The organism is Alcaligenes sp. GW821-FHT11D07 (assembly GCF_058808495.1).
Genome location: NZ_JBXART010000002.1, coordinates 469,576 through 486,324 on the forward strand (window position 1 = coordinate 469,576; position 16,749 = coordinate 486,324).

Annotated in this window: 17 protein-coding genes; 13 read left to right on the forward strand and 4 right to left on the reverse strand. The window is 54.8% G+C overall.

Features of this window, described 5'->3' with window-relative positions; translation table 11 throughout:
* Positions 1 to 38 precede the first annotated feature (38 nt).
* From secD to queA, 4 genes are all read right to left on the reverse strand, one after another.
* On the reverse strand, positions 39 to 1,904 hold the full coding sequence (secD, locus tag AC1RSM_RS10790; RefSeq protein WP_492932339.1) for a protein translocase subunit SecD: 1,866 nt from the start codon (positions 1,902 to 1,904) through the stop codon (positions 39 to 41).
* 60 nt (positions 1,905 to 1,964) lie between these two features.
* Positions 1,965 to 2,306, reverse strand: coding sequence for a preprotein translocase subunit YajC (gene yajC, locus AC1RSM_RS10795; RefSeq protein WP_492932341.1), 342 nt, complete (start codon positions 2,304 to 2,306; stop codon positions 1,965 to 1,967).
* Between the two features lie 89 nt (positions 2,307 to 2,395).
* Positions 2,396 to 3,532, reverse strand: a complete 1,137-nt coding sequence (tgt, locus tag AC1RSM_RS10800) for a tRNA guanosine(34) transglycosylase Tgt (protein ID WP_492932343.1) — start codon at positions 3,530 to 3,532, stop codon at positions 2,396 to 2,398.
* Positions 3,529 to 4,593: a tRNA preQ1(34) S-adenosylmethionine ribosyltransferase-isomerase QueA gene (gene queA, locus AC1RSM_RS10805; RefSeq protein WP_492932345.1), complete on the reverse strand. Its 1,065-nt coding sequence runs from the start codon at positions 4,591 to 4,593 to the stop codon at positions 3,529 to 3,531. The genes tgt and queA overlap by 4 nt, the downstream gene beginning before the upstream one ends.
* Positions 4,594 to 4,751: 158 nt before the next feature.
* Between queA and dacB the strand changes: the two genes are divergently transcribed.
* The 13 genes from dacB to AC1RSM_RS10870 all read left to right on the forward strand — a co-directional run bounded on the left by dacB (position 4,752) and on the right by AC1RSM_RS10870 (position 16,701).
* Positions 4,752 to 6,200: a D-alanyl-D-alanine carboxypeptidase/D-alanyl-D-alanine endopeptidase gene (gene dacB / locus AC1RSM_RS10810; protein WP_492932347.1), complete on the forward strand. Its 1,449-nt coding sequence runs from the start codon at positions 4,752 to 4,754 to the stop codon at positions 6,198 to 6,200.
* 70 nt (positions 6,201 to 6,270) lie between these two features.
* Complete coding sequence (gene upp / locus AC1RSM_RS10815; RefSeq protein ID WP_492932349.1) at positions 6,271 to 6,921, forward strand: uracil phosphoribosyltransferase; 651 nt, start codon at positions 6,271 to 6,273, stop codon at positions 6,919 to 6,921.
* A 102-nt stretch (positions 6,922 to 7,023) separates the two neighbouring features.
* Positions 7,024 to 7,746, forward strand: a complete 723-nt coding sequence (locus AC1RSM_RS10820; RefSeq protein ID WP_492932351.1) for a hypothetical protein — start codon at positions 7,024 to 7,026, stop codon at positions 7,744 to 7,746.
* A 150-nt stretch (positions 7,747 to 7,896) separates the two neighbouring features.
* The gene (locus tag AC1RSM_RS10825) at positions 7,897 to 8,214 is read left to right on the forward strand and encodes an ElaB/YgaM/YqjD family protein (protein ID WP_492932353.1); all 318 of its coding nucleotides are present in this window, start codon (positions 7,897 to 7,899) and stop codon (positions 8,212 to 8,214) included.
* 156 nt (positions 8,215 to 8,370) lie between these two features.
* Positions 8,371 to 8,760, forward strand: coding sequence for a phage holin family protein (locus AC1RSM_RS10830; RefSeq protein ID WP_492932355.1), 390 nt, complete (start codon positions 8,371 to 8,373; stop codon positions 8,758 to 8,760).
* On the forward strand, positions 8,757 to 9,146 hold the full coding sequence (locus AC1RSM_RS10835; protein ID WP_492932357.1) for a hypothetical protein: 390 nt from the start codon (positions 8,757 to 8,759) through the stop codon (positions 9,144 to 9,146). Before AC1RSM_RS10830 ends, AC1RSM_RS10835 begins: the two co-directional genes overlap by 4 nt.
* A 152-nt stretch (positions 9,147 to 9,298) precedes the next feature.
* Complete coding sequence (locus tag AC1RSM_RS10840) at positions 9,299 to 10,177, forward strand: LysR substrate-binding domain-containing protein (RefSeq protein WP_492932359.1); 879 nt, start codon at positions 9,299 to 9,301, stop codon at positions 10,175 to 10,177.
* A 285-nt stretch (positions 10,178 to 10,462) separates the two neighbouring features.
* Positions 10,463 to 11,686, forward strand: coding sequence for an aromatic ring-hydroxylating oxygenase subunit alpha (locus AC1RSM_RS10845; protein WP_492932361.1), 1,224 nt, complete (start codon positions 10,463 to 10,465; stop codon positions 11,684 to 11,686).
* An 18-nt stretch (positions 11,687 to 11,704) separates the two neighbouring features.
* Complete coding sequence (locus AC1RSM_RS10850; RefSeq protein WP_492932363.1) at positions 11,705 to 12,670, forward strand: PDR/VanB family oxidoreductase; 966 nt, start codon at positions 11,705 to 11,707, stop codon at positions 12,668 to 12,670.
* 20 nt (positions 12,671 to 12,690) lie between these two features.
* A complete protein-coding gene (locus AC1RSM_RS10855) occupies positions 12,691 to 13,563 on the forward strand; it encodes an NAD-dependent epimerase/dehydratase family protein (protein WP_492932365.1) in 873 nt (290 codons plus the stop codon).
* A gap of 50 nt (positions 13,564 to 13,613) precedes the next feature.
* Positions 13,614 to 14,228 carry an NAD-dependent dehydratase gene (locus tag AC1RSM_RS10860; protein ID WP_492932367.1) on the forward strand — a complete coding sequence of 205 codons (615 nt, stop codon included), beginning with the start codon at positions 13,614 to 13,616 and terminating at the stop codon, positions 14,226 to 14,228.
* A 9-nt stretch (positions 14,229 to 14,237) separates the two neighbouring features.
* Positions 14,238 to 15,410 (forward strand): oxamate carbamoyltransferase subunit AllG family protein, encoded by a 1,173-nt coding sequence (locus tag AC1RSM_RS10865; protein WP_492932369.1) that lies wholly within the window; start codon positions 14,238 to 14,240, stop codon positions 15,408 to 15,410.
* On the forward strand, positions 15,391 to 16,701 hold the full coding sequence (locus AC1RSM_RS10870) for an amidase (RefSeq protein WP_492932371.1): 1,311 nt from the start codon (positions 15,391 to 15,393) through the stop codon (positions 16,699 to 16,701). Before AC1RSM_RS10865 ends, AC1RSM_RS10870 begins: the two co-directional genes overlap by 20 nt.
* Positions 16,702 to 16,749: the final 48 nt, after the last annotated feature.

Sequence of the window (16,749 nt, forward strand, 5' to 3'; positions counted from 1 at the left end):
GTTGGGCCAGGCCGGTGATTTGCACCGGCCCCGGCGCTTTACTTCTTGTCCTGTGGCTTCCAGACCTGACCAATGGAAATCCCCTGCAGGCGACGGCGGTTGCCATACCAGAGATTGACCAGGGCACGAACCCCAACCACTGAAGAGAACATGGAGGTCAGAATACCGATCACGTGTACCACCGCAAAACCGCGGATAGGACCGGAACCGAAGGCCAGCAAAGCGACACCCACAATCAAGCTGGTCAAGTTGGAGTCGAAAATGGTGGCCCAGGCACGATCAAAACCCAGGTGAATGGCTTGCTGCGGTGAAGCACCATTGCGCAGTTCTTCTCGAATACGCTCGTTGATCAGCACGTTGGCGTCAATGGCCATACCTAGCGTCAAGGCGATAGCCGCAATACCGGGCAGGGTCAGCGTGGCTTGCAGCATGGACAGCACAGCCAGCAGCAAGAGCACGTTAAAGGTCAGGCCAATAGTGGAGAACAGGCCAATCAGGTGGTAGTACAGCAGGATGAAGATCGCAATTGCAATAAAGCCATACAGCGTGGCGTTAAAGCCCTGGCGAATATTGTCAGCACCCAGGCTTGGGCCGATGGTGCGCTCTTCAATGATGCTCATGGGGGCGGCCAGAGAACCGGCGCGCAGCAGCAGGGAAATGTCGGCTGCTTCCTGGGCGTTCATGCTGCCACTGATCTGTACTTGACCGTTAGGAATCTCGCTGCGGATAACCGGAGCGGTAACCACTTCACCTACGCCATTTTCAAACAGCACGATCGCCATGCGTTTGTTGATGTTGTTGCGGGTGATGTCACGGAAAATACGCGAACCCTTGTTGTCCAACGTCAGGTTGACGGTGGGTTGCTGGGTTTGCGAATCACGGCCGGGCTGGGCGTCTTGCAGGTTTTCACCGGTCAGGATGACCTGACGGCGCAGCAACAAGGGCGAGCCGCCTCGTTCTGTGTAACGCTCCAGACCGAAAGGCACGGTGCCCGAGTTCAGAGCGGCAACGGCAGCTGGGGAGTCTTCCACCATGCGCAGTTCCAGCGTCGCAGTACGACCCAGAATTTCCTTGGCCTTGGCCACATCTTGCACACCTGGCAACTGCACCACGATACGGTCAGAGCCTTGCTGTTGAATCACAGGCTCGGCCACGCCCAGCTCGTTGATTCGGTTATGTAAGGTGGTGATGTTTTGCTTGAGCGCGTTGGACTGAACCTGGATGGTGGCTGTTTCCGTCAAGCGGGCATTCAGGCCGCTTGGGCCAGCTGGAGTGAATGTCAGGTCCGGCATGGAACGACGCAGCTCGGACTGGGCGCTATCGCGCTCGCTTTCCGAGGCAAAGGCCATGCGCAGGGACTGGCCGTCACGTTCGATGGTGCCCACGGGAAGTTTGGCTTCGCGCAAGACGCTGCGGGCATCCGCCACCATGGAGTCGTAGCGGGAGGTCAGTGCTCCGTGCATATCGACTTGCAGCAGAAAGTGCACGCCACCACGCAAGTCCAGGCCCAGATGCATGGGGTTCGCGCCCAAGGCGGTCAGCCAGGCGGGCGAAGCAGACATCAGGTTCAGGGCGACGGTGTAGTCTGGCGAGCTGGCGTCCTGGTTCAGGTCGCGCTCAATCAGGTCTTTGGCCTTCAGCTGAACATCGGTGGATTCAAAACGAAAACGCGCGGTGGCGCTGGGTCCGTTTTGCTCAAAATACGAACCCGTCGTAGGAATATTGTTTTGCTTGAGCAGTTCTTCAACATGGCTGATCAGGCTGGTATCCAGCCGGACCGTGGATTTGGCGCTGGAGACCTGGACAGCAGGGGACTCACCAAACAGATTGGGCAGCGTATAGATCAGGCCGATCGCCAGCGCGACCAATACGATGAGATATTTCCAGATGGGATAACGATTCATGGGGTATCTACGACGGGTGCAGAAATGGCAACCCCGAACCAAGGTCCGGGGTCGGAGGCATTACAGCGACTTGATGGTGCCCTTGGGCAGTACAGTCGTTACGGCCACGCGTTGGACCAGAACTTCGACCGGCTTGTCGGTCAGATTGGCCACTTCAACGGTTAGGTAGTTGTCGTGAACTTTGCTGACTTTGCCCAGCAGGCCGCCGGAAGTGATGATTTCGTCGCCTTTGGCCAGGTTGGACACCAGATTACGGTGTTCTTTCTGACGCTTCATTTGAGGACGAATCATCAAGAAGTACAGCACAACGAACATCAAGATGATAGGCAGCATGCCCATCAAAGCGTTGTCGCCGCCAGCTACCTGGGCGGGGACGAGAGTCAGAATGTCAACTACGGACATGTGGGGCTCCTGAGGATTTTTTTGTGTGGGTTGTCAAAAACTAACGGTGTATTGTAGCGGCACTTTATTGCGGTATCACAAACCGCGTATCAATCAATGCCACGTGCCCGGTCCTGGTGAAATTGTTCGCGCCAGGCGGAAAAACGCTTTTGCTCGATGGCATCGCGCATCTCTTGCATGATCTGCAGATAAAAATGCAGGTTATGCAGGGTATTTAAACGCGATCCGGTAATTTCGTTGGAGCGCTGTAAATGATGCAGATAGCCGCGCGAGAAATTCTGGCAGGTGTGGCACTGGCAGCCAGAGTCCAGCGGGCGGGTATCGTCACGATAACGGGCATTGCGAATCTTGATGTCGCCGTAACGGGTGAACAGCCAGCCATTGCGGGCATTGCGGGTAGGCATGACGCAGTCAAACATATCTACCCCCTGGCTGACACCTTCCACCAAATCTTCCGGTGTGCCAACTCCCATCAAATAGCGTGGGGCATTGGCAGGCAGCTTGGGCGTGGTGTGCGCCAGAATGCGCATCATGTCTTCTTTAGGCTCGCCCACGGACAGGCCGCCAATAGCATAGCCTTCAAAACCGATGTCGGTCAGGCCGGCCAAGGACTCGTCGCGCAGATCCTCGTACATGCCGCCTTGCACAATGCCAAACAGGGCATTGGGGTTGGCCAGCTTCTTGAATTCGTCGCGGGAGCGGCGCGCCCAGCGCAGGGACATGCGCATGGACTGGGCCGCTTCGATATGCGTGGCGGGACGGTCATCAATCAGATAGGGCGTGCACTCGTCGAACACCATGGAAATATCCGAGTTCAAGGAGTACTGGATGCGCATGGACTCTTCCGGCGTCAAAAACAGACGCTCGCCCGTGATGGGGGAGGCGAATTTCACGCCTTCTTCAGTAATCTTGCGCATGCCTTTCAGGCTGAATACCTGAAAACCGCCCGAGTCCGTCAGGATGGGCTTGTCCCATTGCATAAAGTTATGCAGACCCTGGTACTTGTCCATGACCTCGGTGCCTGGACGCAGCCACAGGTGAAAAGTATTGCCCAAAATGATCTGAGAACCAATTTCTTTCAACTCGTGCGGCATCATGGCCTTGACGCTGCCATAGGTGCCTACCGGCATGAAAATGGGCGTTTGCACCACACCATGGTTCAGGGTGATCTGGCCACGGCGCGCGGCGCCATCGGTGCTTAAAAGGTCAAACTTCAGTCCACTCATGGGGTAGGAGGCTCAATGAACATAGCATCGCCATAACTAAAGAAGCGATACCGGGATTGGACGGCGTGCTGGTAAGCACGTTGTATAGGTTCGATCCCAGCCAGGGCCGATACCAGCATCAGCAAGGTGGACTGGGGCAAATGGAAATTGGTGATCAGGGCGTCGACCCACTGATACTGGAAGCCCGGAGTAATGAACAGCCGTGTATCGCCTTCAATGCTGCCATCGGCGCAGCGCTGGCTGATGCCAGGCTCCTGGCTGGCGGCTGATTCCAGGGAACGCACGCTGGTGGTGCCCACGGCAATCACACGCCCACCGGCAGCGCGGGTGGCTTCAATTTTGGCCAAGGTTGCGGCGGGCACATGGAAGCGCTCGGCATGCATGACGTGTTCGCTGATATTGTCCACGCGTACAGGCTGGAACGTACCTGCGCCCACATGCAGGGTGACAAAGGCTTGATCCACGCCTTGCTCACGCAAGGTAGCCAGCATTTCATCAGTAAAGTGCAAGCCAGCGGTTGGAGCGGCTACCGCGCCGGGGTGGCGGGCATAGACGGTCTGATAGCGGGATTCGTCTTCTTGGTCTGCGGCGTGAGTGATATAGGGGGGCAGGGGTGTCGCGCCGTATTGCTCCAGCATATCCAGCACCGGTTCGTGAAAACGCAGTGCAAACAAGGCATCGTCACGCCCCGTGCAGTCGGCCAGAACGCGGCCATCCGCCAGCTCCAGCAGAGTGCCCGGCTTGGGCGACTTGCTGGCACGAATATGGGCCAGAGCGGTATCAGGGCCGGTTACGCGCTCAATCAGGACTTCTACTTTTCCGCCGCTGCTCTTTTGGCCATGAAGGCGCGCCTTGATGACGCGGGTATCGTTAAAGACCAGCAGGTCACCTTTGCGCAGCAGGCTGGGCAGGTCGGTAAATTGCCGATCATGGAGTTGGCTGCCTGCATCCAGATGCAGCAAACGGCTGCCCTGGCGCTGCGCAGGCGGGCTTTGAGCGATCAGATCGGATGGAAGTTCGTAGTCGAACTGGGCGATAGTTAAAGAGGGGTCGATGCTCATGGTTTGTCATAAAGGGCCGCTGGTCAGAAGGCCGGGCCTGATGGGGTAACCGACTATTTTAACGCTTTGCCGCCAGATTGCTGAAACGGCCATATCCGCAGTGTTTTTCTTTCGGTATGCTTGGGTCTTTCCTGAATTGATCTGTTGGAGACGAGGGCATGGGCGTTTTAAAGGCAAAGCCTGTTTTGAGTCATTGCAAGCATCTGGCCTTGGCCGCCTTGCTGATGGTGCAAGGAGCATCGCTGGCACTGGCCCAGGCCTTGCCGCCCGAGCTGGCTTCGGTCTGGAATTCCAGCCGTTTGCCCCAGTCTTCCCTGTCCATCGTGGTGGAAGAAGCCGACGGCTCTCGTCTGATTGGGGTCAATCCCCAGGAACCGCGTAACCCCGCATCGGTGATGAAGCTGGTCAGCACCTGGGCCGGCTTGTCGGCTTTGGGGCCTGAATATACCTGGCGCACCACTTTGATGGCCCAGAATGGCCTGCAGGTGGATGAGCAAGGCACCCTGAAAGGGCCTTTATATATTAAGGCTGGGGGCGATCCGTTTCTGACTGTGCCGCAGTTGTGGGACATGTTGCGCGAGCTCCGCTTGCGTGGGGTGAAAAATCTGACCGAAGTTGTGGTGGATCGTTCCATCTTCGGAAACGTAACGATCAATCCCGGTGATTTTGACAATGCGGGCGACCGTCCCTACAACGCCAGCCCGGACGCCATGATGGTGGGCCTGGGGGCATCGCGTCTGGTATTCCAGCCGGATACGCAGGCTCGTAAATGGATTGCGATTGTTGACCCGCCTTTGCCCGGTGTTCGCGTGCAAGGGGAAGTGGAGTGGTCCACCGCTACCTGCCCCGGCTCACCCGTGGTCGGTACACAGATTCAGCCAGAAGCCGGCGGCATGGTGATTCGCGTTAGCGGCAAAGCGGCCGCGTCCTGCGGGGAATTCAGCGTTTACCGTCTGGTGCACTCCCAGACTGAATACTTCGACAAGTTATTTCGCGGCCTGTGGCGCGACTTGGGCGGCACCCTGGCACGGGATGTCAAGGCAGGCCGTGTTCCTGCTCGCGCTCAAGCCATTACCTGGCATGACTCACAGTCTCTGTCGGACTTGATCCGCATTATTAATAAGCAAAGCAATAACGTGATGGCACGGACCATCCTGTTGACGGTAGGCGCCGAAATGAATGGCCCCGGTTCAACGGTCGCCAGTGGTGAACGGGCCGTGATGGGAATTCTGGGACGTCAGGGCGTCAATACGGCAGGTTGGACTGTGGATAACGGCTCGGGCCTTTCCCGCAATGCGCGAGTCACCGCAGGCGGCATGGCCGATATGCTGAAAGTTGCCTGGCGCTCGAACTGGATGCCTGAATACATTTCCTCCTTTGCCATCTCCGGTGTCGATGGCACCGTGCGTTCGCGCTTGCGGGACGACGAGGTGCAAGGGCGCGCTCACCTTAAAACCGGCACGCTGCGCGATAGCCGTGCGCTGGCCGGTTACGTGCTGGGAGCGAGCGGAAAGCGGTATATTGTCGTCATGATGGTAAATGACGAACGTTCTGCTTCTGCGCGTCCTTTCTTTGATGCCGTGGTGAAGTGGCTGGCAGTTCGTTAACGATCACGATAGTGTGGACCGCTTTTGGGGCGGTCCTGTTTTAGTTTGTCCCTAATTTGATGAAGCAATCATGCCCATACACGAAATACGCCACCCTTTGATCCGCCATAAACTGGGCTTGATGCGCAAAGCAGATCTCAGCACGAAAAACTTTCGTGAAATGTCCCAGGAAATTGCTTCTTTGCTGACCTACGAGGCCTGCAAGGATCTGCCACTGGAGCCCACCACCATTTCTGGCTGGTGCGGTGATGTGGAAGTGGAAAAGCTGGCAGGCAAAAAAGTAACGGTTGTTCCTATTTTGCGTGCCGGTATTGGCATGCTCGATGGCGTTCTGAACCTGATCCCTGGCGCCAAAGTCAGCGTGATCGGTATTGCGCGCAACGAAGAGACCTTTGAAGCCCAAACTTATCTGGAGCGCCTGGTTGGCGAGCTGGATCAGCGTCTGGCCCTGATTATCGACCCGATGTTGGCGACGGGTGGTTCGATGGTGGCAACCATTGACCTGTTGAAAAAAGCCGGCTGCAAGAATATTCGCGCCCTGGTGCTGGTGGCGGCTCCCGAAGGGATCGCTACTCTTGAAAAACATCACCCTGATGTCCATATCTATACAGCCTCCATTGACCAGCGTCTGGATGAGCATGGTTATATCGTTCCAGGCTTGGGTGACGCGGGTGACCGTATCTTTGGAACACGCCAGAAAGATCAGGAGAGCGGGCTATAAGTCAGGAACTTGTCGTGCTTTTTTACAATCCCTTGCCAGTACGGCAGGGGGGATAGGCATAATAATGAGTCAAACGTGAGTTTCACTGAATCCAGGATGTACATGAAACTGAATGCTTGGATGGCTGCACCGCTATTGGTCATATTAGGCTTGAGCTCGGCTCAGGCCGGTTTGTGTGATGTGCCCTTTATGCGCGATGGCGGGCAGGTGCAGTTAACTGGCTCGGGCTTTTTGGCGCTGGGGGCTGATCTGGCCTTTTCAGACGTAAAAAAGCAGGGTGGTGATCAGTGTCAGGCTCGCGTACAGGGCAAGGCCAGTGTGGCACTGGCAGGCTTGCCTGCCAGCAAACCCAATATTGATTATGTGATGACGGTGCGCGATGGCCGCACACGCTTCCAGCGTGATGATGGCCGTGGCGGGCTGGAGCCGGTGCAGGGCTCGTTTGATCTGCGTTTGCTTGGCTTGTTTTCTTACGAGCTTGGCGGTTTGAAAGAAGGGCAGACCTTCCCGCGCCAGGACTTCCAGATCGTGCTGGACAAGCGGGCCCAGACAAACCCCAATGTCCTGCGCATTCATACCGGCGACAAGACCGTCGGTGCCCAGCAAACCGTACAGACCGCATTGGGTAATTATCAATGCTGGCCGATTCGTTATCAGCGCGATATTGAGCCCACCCAGGCCAGTTTCAGCGGCATCAGCTTACCGATTCCGGGTATTAATGCTCAAGTTACCGACTGGTACTGCCCGGATGTGCAAATGGTTATGAAGCAAGAGAGTATTCAGAACGGTGTTCCGTCTCAGGTGGACGTGACCCAACTGAAGTAAACCTGTGATTAACTTGTCTCAGGTCCACCGAGCATCTTTATCCTGTACGTGAAAGCAGAAGGTTAAAGAATTTTATGCGGCGCCCTAATGCGCCATTCACTTGGCGATACGTATTTGTCGCGTGTCCCTTTCAACTGCAAGGAGTTGTATATGGCAACCAAGAAAAGTGTGGAAAATAGCGGAGACAAATTCATCGATGAGGTTAAGGCTAGCCTGGATGAAGCCGAAAAACTGATGCGTGAAGCAGCCGAAGCCACAGGCGATAAAGCCGGTGAGCTGCGTGAAAAGGCCATGCGTTCACTGCGTTTGACCCGTGATTCCTTGCACGATGCTCAGGAAGCTGTGGTTGAACAAAGTGTTCGTGCGGCTAAAGCAACCGACAACTACGTCCATGACAAACCCTGGCAAGCCATTGGCGTGGCCGGCGTTGTGGGCCTGATGTTCGGCATGCTGATCAGCCGTCGTTAATCTGTCTGTGCTCTGCGCTGCCAGCCCTGTCCGGGCCTGGCAGTAGCAAAAGTAGCCCTGCCGATCCGGTCTTTACCGTCCGGATCGGCAGTCTCTTGGACATCAGGCTCTTGTCGTTGCAGCAGATGACAGGATGCCGCAGAGCAGGGATAAATCATGGCGCTTAGGCAATCTATCAGTCAGCTTGGTTCTACCTTGATAGCGGCCGTCAGTACTCGGCTTGAGCTGTTCGCTCTGGAAGCCGGTCAGCAAAAGGCCAGCCTGATTACTTTATTCAGTATGGTGTTTGGCGCACTGCTGTTCTCGACGCTGGCGGTGCTGGTTTTCAGTTTGTTATTGGCTTTGTACTTCTGGCCTACTGATTACCGCTATTGGGCGCTGGGAGTCTTGGTGGTGCTCTATGCGGGTTTGGGAATAGGCTTGTTCCTGGCCGTACGCCAACGTCTGACAACGGGACCGATTCCCTTTTCGGCTACCTTGTCCGAGCTGCGCCGCGATGTGGCCTTTATTGATCGTTTGCGCGATTCTGAAGGGGACGGGAAATGAGCACTAAGCAAGAGAGCATGTCCGCCCAGGAGCGGGCCGTGCGTATCGAACTGCTGCGAGTCCGCGCTTCTTTGGAGCGGCAAGCGATGTCATCCCAGGTACATGCCTTGGGACAAGATTTAAGCCCTGGCAATTTGTGGAATAACGTCAAACCCTCCGGCTTTAGCGTGGGGGGCCTGGTCACTAACGCATTGTCCTGGTCGCGCCGTTATCCATTTTTACTGTCCGGTGCCTCGGCCGTGCTCAGCAGCTTTGGTGGTCGCTGGATGCGAGTGGGTGCCGTGGCCCTAGGGGCTTGGAAGCTGTTCAATTCCGCCAAATCTTCCCGAGAAAAAGCGCGTAGCGTGCTGGTTCCGGTACGGCGAAATTCCGATACCGATTTTTAGTTCGGATATGTTTTGAAAAACCGGCTCAGGCCGGTTTTTCTTTGACCATGGGATTGGGTTGCAGGCTGGTTTTTGACACCCGCTAGGCTTATGCTCCAGATAATAAATAATTCCAGTATTGGAAATACAATCCTCAGGAGACAGCGTTCGTTATGCAGGTGCCATTATTAAATGCCTTAAGAACCTTCACGGTATCGGCCCAAAGGCTGAACTTTACCAAGGCGGCCGAAGACCTGCTGGTGTCTCCGTCGGCAGTCAGTCATCAGGTCAAGGTTTTGGAAGAGTACTTGGGCTGCAAATTGTTTTTGCGTAAGAACCGCTCTTTGGAGCTGACCGACAAGGGTCAGTTCCTGTTCGAGCGTCTGCAAAGACCATTTTATGAAATCAATCAGGCCCTGAGTGAATTGCGCATGCCGCATGGCAAGAGTCGCATTAATCTGTCTTTACGGCCCTTTGTGTCGAGTATGTGGTTCACTCGCCAGTTGCAGGATTTCTGGTTCAAACACCCGGATATTGAAATCAATCTGCTGCACCGCCTGCAAGCACCTGATTTCTTCAGGGACAACATCAACTTTGCCATTGTCTGGGGTAAGCAAGGGGATTGGCCGCATTTGAATACCTTGCGAATCATCCCTGGCAACCTGACGCCGGTCTGCTCTCCCTCTTACCTGAAGACGCATGGCCCGATTCAATCAGCTGCGGACTTGAACCAGCATGTTCTGATTCATGAAGAAAACCATGTGTGCTGGCAACAATGGCTGCATAAGGCAGCTTCTTTGGAGCTGACGGCCAAAAAGAGCTTCCATATTGATGACACCAATGTACGCATGGATGCCGTCTTGAATGGGCAAGGGGTGATGCTGGGCTGTCCGGCGCTTTTGCAGCCTTTGATCGAGAAGCAGGAAATTGTGCAGTTGTTTGATGTGTATCTGGATGAGTACGCGTACTTTCTGGCCTACCCCATGCAAGCCAATCTAGGCTCCCAGGAACAAGAGTTCATTGATTGGGTGGCTTCCATCGCTATCCATTAAGCCTGCCAGCGTTCTTGTTTATGTGTACCAAGCCTGCTTTTGCAGGCTTTTTTTGTGCCTGAACGAAAGTGGGGCCAGCTTGTACAGGTCTGTGCTGGGCAAATGATCTTACTTTTCCCGCTTACGCCGGTGATCGCTTTTTCAGGTTCAAGAACCCAGCTACAAAAAAAACTCATCGTTCCGTCAAATCTGCTCAATTTTCAAGGCTAGCTCCCTGTCGCATGATGGTCCTGACCTAATAACAAGCCATTCATGGTGCTCATGCAAACCAGAGGAGATACCGAGATGAACACAGCTGTGCGCTCACCGATTGCGATTGAAGAATTCGACCGAAGCTACTTTGAGCAGGAAACCGATGAGGTGTTTGCCTTGCCGCCCGAGTGTTTTACGTCGGAAGCGTTTTTTCAGTTTGAACTGAATGCCGTCTGGAAAACACAGTGGTTCTGTGTCGGCCGTGCGACCGACATCCCCAATGCCGGCGACTTTTTCACTTTTGATGTGGGCAATGATGCGCTATTTGCCATCCGTAATCGGGAAGGCCAGATCAATGTGCTGTCCAACGTTTGCCGCCATCGCAATATGTTGTTGCTGGAGGGGGCAGGCAATGTGCGCCGCATCAGTTGCCCCTTGCATGCCTGGGTCTACAACATGGAAGGTGAACTGGTGTCGGCGCCGGGCCTGACGGATACGGGTGCCAGTTTTGACCCCAAGAGTGTCTGTCTGCCCAAGATCCGCGCGGAAGTATGGGAAGGTTTTATTTTTATCAATTACGACGCTATGGCCCCCGCCTTGCATACCCGTCTGGGCAATCTGGGCAAGCAGTTGTCGAACTACCGCATGGCTGAACTGAAGTCCTCAGAGCCTTTGAAGATGGAAAACTTTGACTGGAACTGGAAAGTTTTCAATGACGAGTGCTACCACTGCAGCTTTTTGCATGCCTCTTCGTGGGGCGCCATGTACGAGACCACACCGGAGCGCGTAGACGAAAGCGCTGTTTTCAATGATGTGCCCAATGGCATCGTTTCGTACAACCTGATCTCCACTCACCGAGATGCTGCACCCACCAATACCGGATCTATTTTGCAGCCTCCCATGGAGTCCTTGACGGATACCGAGCGCACTCAGCTGTCTTATGTGACGGTTGCGCCCAACTTGCTGCTGGTCGCTATGCCGGACAAGGTGAAGTACTTCATGTGGTTGCCCAAAAGTGCCAAGCAGTCCACGTATGGTGTGTCTTGGATGTATCCGCAATCCACGCTGGAGCGCGAGGATCACAAAGAAAAGTTCGATCAAGAGCATGACGATCTCTATCCGGTCATGGTGGAAGACTTGTTTGCATGGCGCCGTTCTCACTTGGGAATGCAATCGAACTTTGCCTCCCGTGGCCGCCTGACCAATGAAGAGCTGGTCATCAAGCGTCTGCAAAACTGGTTGATCGACTTGTACCGCGCGCAGGAGCGTCGCGCTGATGAGCAAAGCCGGATATTGCCGATCCGGGCGATTGCCTAAAGGAGCAGGAGCAGCATCATGCAGCAAACATTGCAAACACGCGTGTTAAAGAAAACCAGGCTGTCGGACAGAGTGGTGGGTTTGACCCTGGGCTTGCAGAACGGGGGTTCATTCCCCGCCTGGGAGCCGGGAGCGCACATTGAGCTGGAACTGGCTGTGCCGCAAGCAGAACCGCTCTATCGCCAATATTCACTTTGTGGTCAGCAGGCCAATACCCATGAGTGGCAAATCGCCGTTTTGAAAGAGGAAGCGGGGCGGGGCGGGTCGGCGTATATCCACGACGTGTTGCAAGAGGGGGATGCACTTGCTGTCAGCATTCCTAAAAATCACTTTCCCTTTGCTGCAAGCAACAAGTGTTTTTTTATTGCCGGTGGCATTGGCATCACGCCCATTGTTCCTATGGTTCAGGCTGCCGCGGCGGCTGGCCTGGATTGGCAGTTGCTGTATCTGGCACGAAACGCTGCTGATTTCATTTTTCTGCAAGAGCTGCGGCAAATGGATGCGGCGCGTATTACGGCGCATGCATCCAATCAGGATGGCTTGTTTGATTTGCAGGCCGCTCTGAACGCATTGGATGAGCAGACCGTCGTCTATTCCTGCGGGCCACAGGCCTTGCTGGATGCCTTGGAACGCTATCACCAGGAACAAACTCACCTTGCTTGGCACTTGGTTCTGGAGCGTTTTTCCGTGGATACCAGCGCCAGCCAGCTTCAGGGCAAGCGCTTTGCCGTGACCTTACAAAAATCAGGCAAACGTATCGAGGTAGCTAGCGATGAAACCATTCTTAGTGCATTGAAGCGTGAGGGGGTTCGGGTGAAGTGTTCGTGCCAGAACGGCACCTGCGGCACTTGCGAAACCGTGGTGATCTCCGGCCTGCCAGAGCACAGGGATTTTGTCCTGTCTAAAGAGGAACGGCAGCTCAATGAAACCATGATGATTTGCGTATCGCGTGCCTTGTCAGACGAATTGGTTTTGGATCTATAACAATAAACAGGAGAAACACCATGAAGAAAGTGGTGGTTACAGGCGGCTCGGGTCGCGTAGGTTCGTACGTAGTACAGCAGTTGATGAAAACCATGGATGTGGTTGTGGCCGATTTGAAACCCAGCCAGCATCAGGTGGCTTTTGTTCAGACCGATGTGATGGATCTGGATGCAGTGCGGGCGGCGACCAAGGATGCTGATGCCGTCATCCATTTGGCTGCGATTGACTTCGACTGGAAAGCGCCCGAAGAACAATATATCAATGTGAACGTCCGTGGCACCTGGCATGTGCTGCAAGCTTGTCGGGAAAATGGCGTCAAGAAAGTGGTGTTGTGCTCCAGCATTTCTGCTTGCGGCTTATCCGAGATGCGTGCCGACTGGCAGCCTGAGTATCTGCCTGTGGATGAAGCCCATGAGAACAAGCCGTATCAGGCGTACAGCGTTAGCAAAATCATGATGGAGCAGATGGCCAAAAGCTTTAGCGATGCCACAGATATGGAAATCATCTGTTTGCGTCCTTTGGCGGTTGTCCTGCCAGAAACCATTGCTGAGTACATTCAGTTCGTCGATACCCCGCAGCGCAACTGGCTGTTCTATTACATCTGGGCGGCTGATCTGGCTCGTGCCTTTGAGGCAGCCGTCAATCTACAAGGTTTGCGCTACGGCGTGTTTTTCATCAGCGCCGACGATAGCTCGCATCCTTTGCCCACCATCGATTGGTATCAGCAGATTATGGGCTCCGTGCCCGACATTAAGAATCCACGCTGGTATCAGGACAATCCGCGTGCCTCCATCTTTAGCAGCAGCGCTGCCAAGGACATTTTGGGCTGGCAGCCCAGCACGGATTTTGCGCAGTTGCGAGAGGAATATGCAGCAGCAAAAGACCTTGCGTAAGCGTGCCAAGGTAAAGCCCTTTACAAAAAACTTACAGATGGAGACTGATCATGACTGGTATTAAAACGGGGACCTTGGATTGGACCGGCGATAACCCTTTTATTTATTTGAAAACCGATATGGATCAGGAATGGTCCTCCTTATCCTTGTACTTCCGTATTGCCAGCTCGGCGTACGGCAGCGGTCAGGCCATTCTGGTGTTAGAGAATCCCTACGAGGCCGGTGATGGCAGTGACGCGCGTCTGCTAGTCACCGACAACGTACCTTTAGCCGAGTATCTGATCCGAGACTTTGTGCGCCATTTCGGCTTGTTTCGCAAAGCAGTCGCGCTGGATGGGGTGAAGATTCTTGGTGATGGCGTGTTTCGTAGCGTCAACCGCTTTCCTGAGCAGCATACGGAAGCGGTGGAGTCTGTCAGCGCTGATTTGAAGATAGAGCTGCAATGGGATCACATGACGCAAGCTGCGATTTGTGTGGACTTGCCGCAAAGTCAGACTCAAACGCAGAAGCACGAAATGATGTGCGTATTCCATCCCGCACAACAGGCGCGAGTTTTGATTAACGGCACACCCTTGCCGGGCAAAACGATCGAGCGTGACTTCAATGGCACCCGAGCGCAGTCAGCCAGCTTGGCCAATAGCGAGACCTGGGTACGCGTGGCGTAAGGAGACGACATGGTTCAGCATCTACATCACAGCGCCTGCGCCGTCATGCCGTCCTGGACGGGCGTCAGGCCGCTGCAAGATATTCTGCCCCCAGAAACACGTCTGATTTTGCATGCAGGACCTCCGTTCCGTAATGCCGGCGAGTTGCCTGCGGCGATACGTAATTCGGTCCTGGTGGGCATTTTGTATGAAGGTTGGGCCGGCAATAAGGCCCAGGCTCAGGTCTTGTTAGATGAGGGGGGCGTGCAGTTGGCCCCAGCGCAAGATTATGGGGTGGTCGTCCCCTTGGCGGGAGTAGCCACTCCTTCCATGTACCTGATTGAAGTCAGCGATAGTAATCAGCCCGAGAACAAAAGATACTCGGTGCTGAATGAAGGGATGCGCTGGTGTACCCGCTTGGGAATTTTTGCAGAAGAAATGATCCCCCATCTGCGTTGGTTGCATCAGGATCTGGGCGCAAGACTGGCGGCCAGTTTTCAAGGCCCGGTCGCGCTGGCGCCTATTGTGCAGGCCTCGCTGCTAAATGGTGATGATGGCCACGCCCGTACCCTTTATGCCTCCGGCTTATTGGCTGACATTATTGTTTCCTGGGGTATCAATGATGAGAAAAGTACGTCATTTCTCTACGGGGCTATGGCGTGGGCATTGAATTATTGGATGGCCGCCAGTGCATTGGTTTTGGCTGCACCGAGTTCTGCCGCGGGTGTCGATCCGATTCTCAAAGTCGGTGGCAATGGGCTGCGCTTTGGTTTGCAGTTGGCCAGCTCCCAAGGCTGGCTGGTGGTGAATGCTCCTGCTATTGCGGGCCATAAAGACGCGGGCAACGAGCAGGCGCAGGCCTTGGGCGCTTTAGGCGATAGTGCAGTGGTGGATTTTGTCGGCTTGGGTGGGCAGTGTCTGGATCTGGCAGGCTTAAGCGCTAAAAATCTGCAGGCTTTCTTGCCGGCAGACTACTTGAACCGTCAAAGCCTTTTTCTGATCAGCAAGTTGCCGTTTTTGGCCGGACGCCTTGGCATCACGGACCTTGCTCAGGTCATTGCCACGGACACGGGGCCTTTGGTTTTGCTGGGCATGATTGATGCTGCGGGCGAGCGGGGCCGTATTGGGGGTGGGGTGGCGACGGTGGATGCCCGATTACTGCAAGAGCTCAAGGAGTGGCAGCATGAAACGACAGTGGTTTAAGCAGCCTTTACACCAATTGATGCATGCCCTGACGACGGGCGAGGCCAGCTTGGCACAGATCGTGGCTTCTTTCTACGAGCGCATTGCGACGCGAGAGGAGCAGGTAGGAGCCTGGCAATACTTGATCGATCAGGAGGACTATCTGGCTGAATACGAAAGCCGTAGCGAGTTCTACAAAGCCTCGCCCTTAATGGGCTTGCCCTTTGCTGTCAAAGACGTGATTGATACGGCAGATATCCCGACGACCATGGGTTCTGTCATTCATCAGGATCGCATTCCGACAATGGACGCTTCTTGCGTGGCAGCCATGAAAGCGGCCGGGGGTATTTTGATGGGTAAAACCGTCACTACCGAATTCGCCTACTTCCAGGCGGGTAAAACCAGCAATCCCCATGACCCGGAGCGCACGCCGGGAGGGTCTTCCAGTGGCTCGGCTGCTGCAGTTGCAGATTATATGGTGCCTATTGCCTTCGGTACCCAGACGGCCGCCTCCGTCATCAGGCCTGCCTCTTATTGTGGGTGTATTGGCTATGTAGGTAGCAAGAACGAATTTTCCCTGCGCAATATTCAGCCTTTGGCGCAGTCACTCGATACGCTGGGCATCATCAGCAATGATGTGCTCGACACCTTGTTAGTACGCAGTATCTTGCTGCAGAAGTCCTGGAGTTCCTCACCCCACCTGAAACATAGGCCTTATGTGTTCGCCGTGTTTTCGGGTGAGGGGCTGGGGGACATACAGGCGCCAATGCTGGAGACCTTACACGCCTGCCAGCAGGACTTGTTGGGCCAAGGACACCAGCAGGTCGATTTTTCTTTGTCTGAGGACATTGCCCAGCTCACCAGTTTGCATGGGCAGATCATGGCTTATGAGGTTGCTCGCAACCTGATTCATGAGCAGCAACAGCCACAGGCGCTGAGCAGTCATATGCAAGGCTTGATGGCAAGCGGCTTGGCCTTTCCTTACCCGGATTACATTGCCGCTTTGCAAAAAGCCGAGGCGATTACCCGTAGCCTGCTGCACTGGTTTGAAGATCATCAAGCGGACTTTATTCTGGCTCCTGCCGCCCCCGGTGTTGCACCTGACAAGACAGAGGGGACCGGGGCTCCTTTCATGAGCCGAGCCTGGCAACTGGCGGGATTGCCTGTAGTGTCTTTGCCTTTGGGGTATTACCAGAAGATGCCTATGGGCTTGCAGCTGATCGGCAAACCGCATCAGGACGACATTCTGTTATTACAAGCCCGGCAATTACAGCAGCGGTTTTTGAGTAATCACGCGGCGCTTGTGGTCTGAGTTTTTCTTTTTCATTTAAACGTCCTGTTTTTACAGGACGTTTTTTTT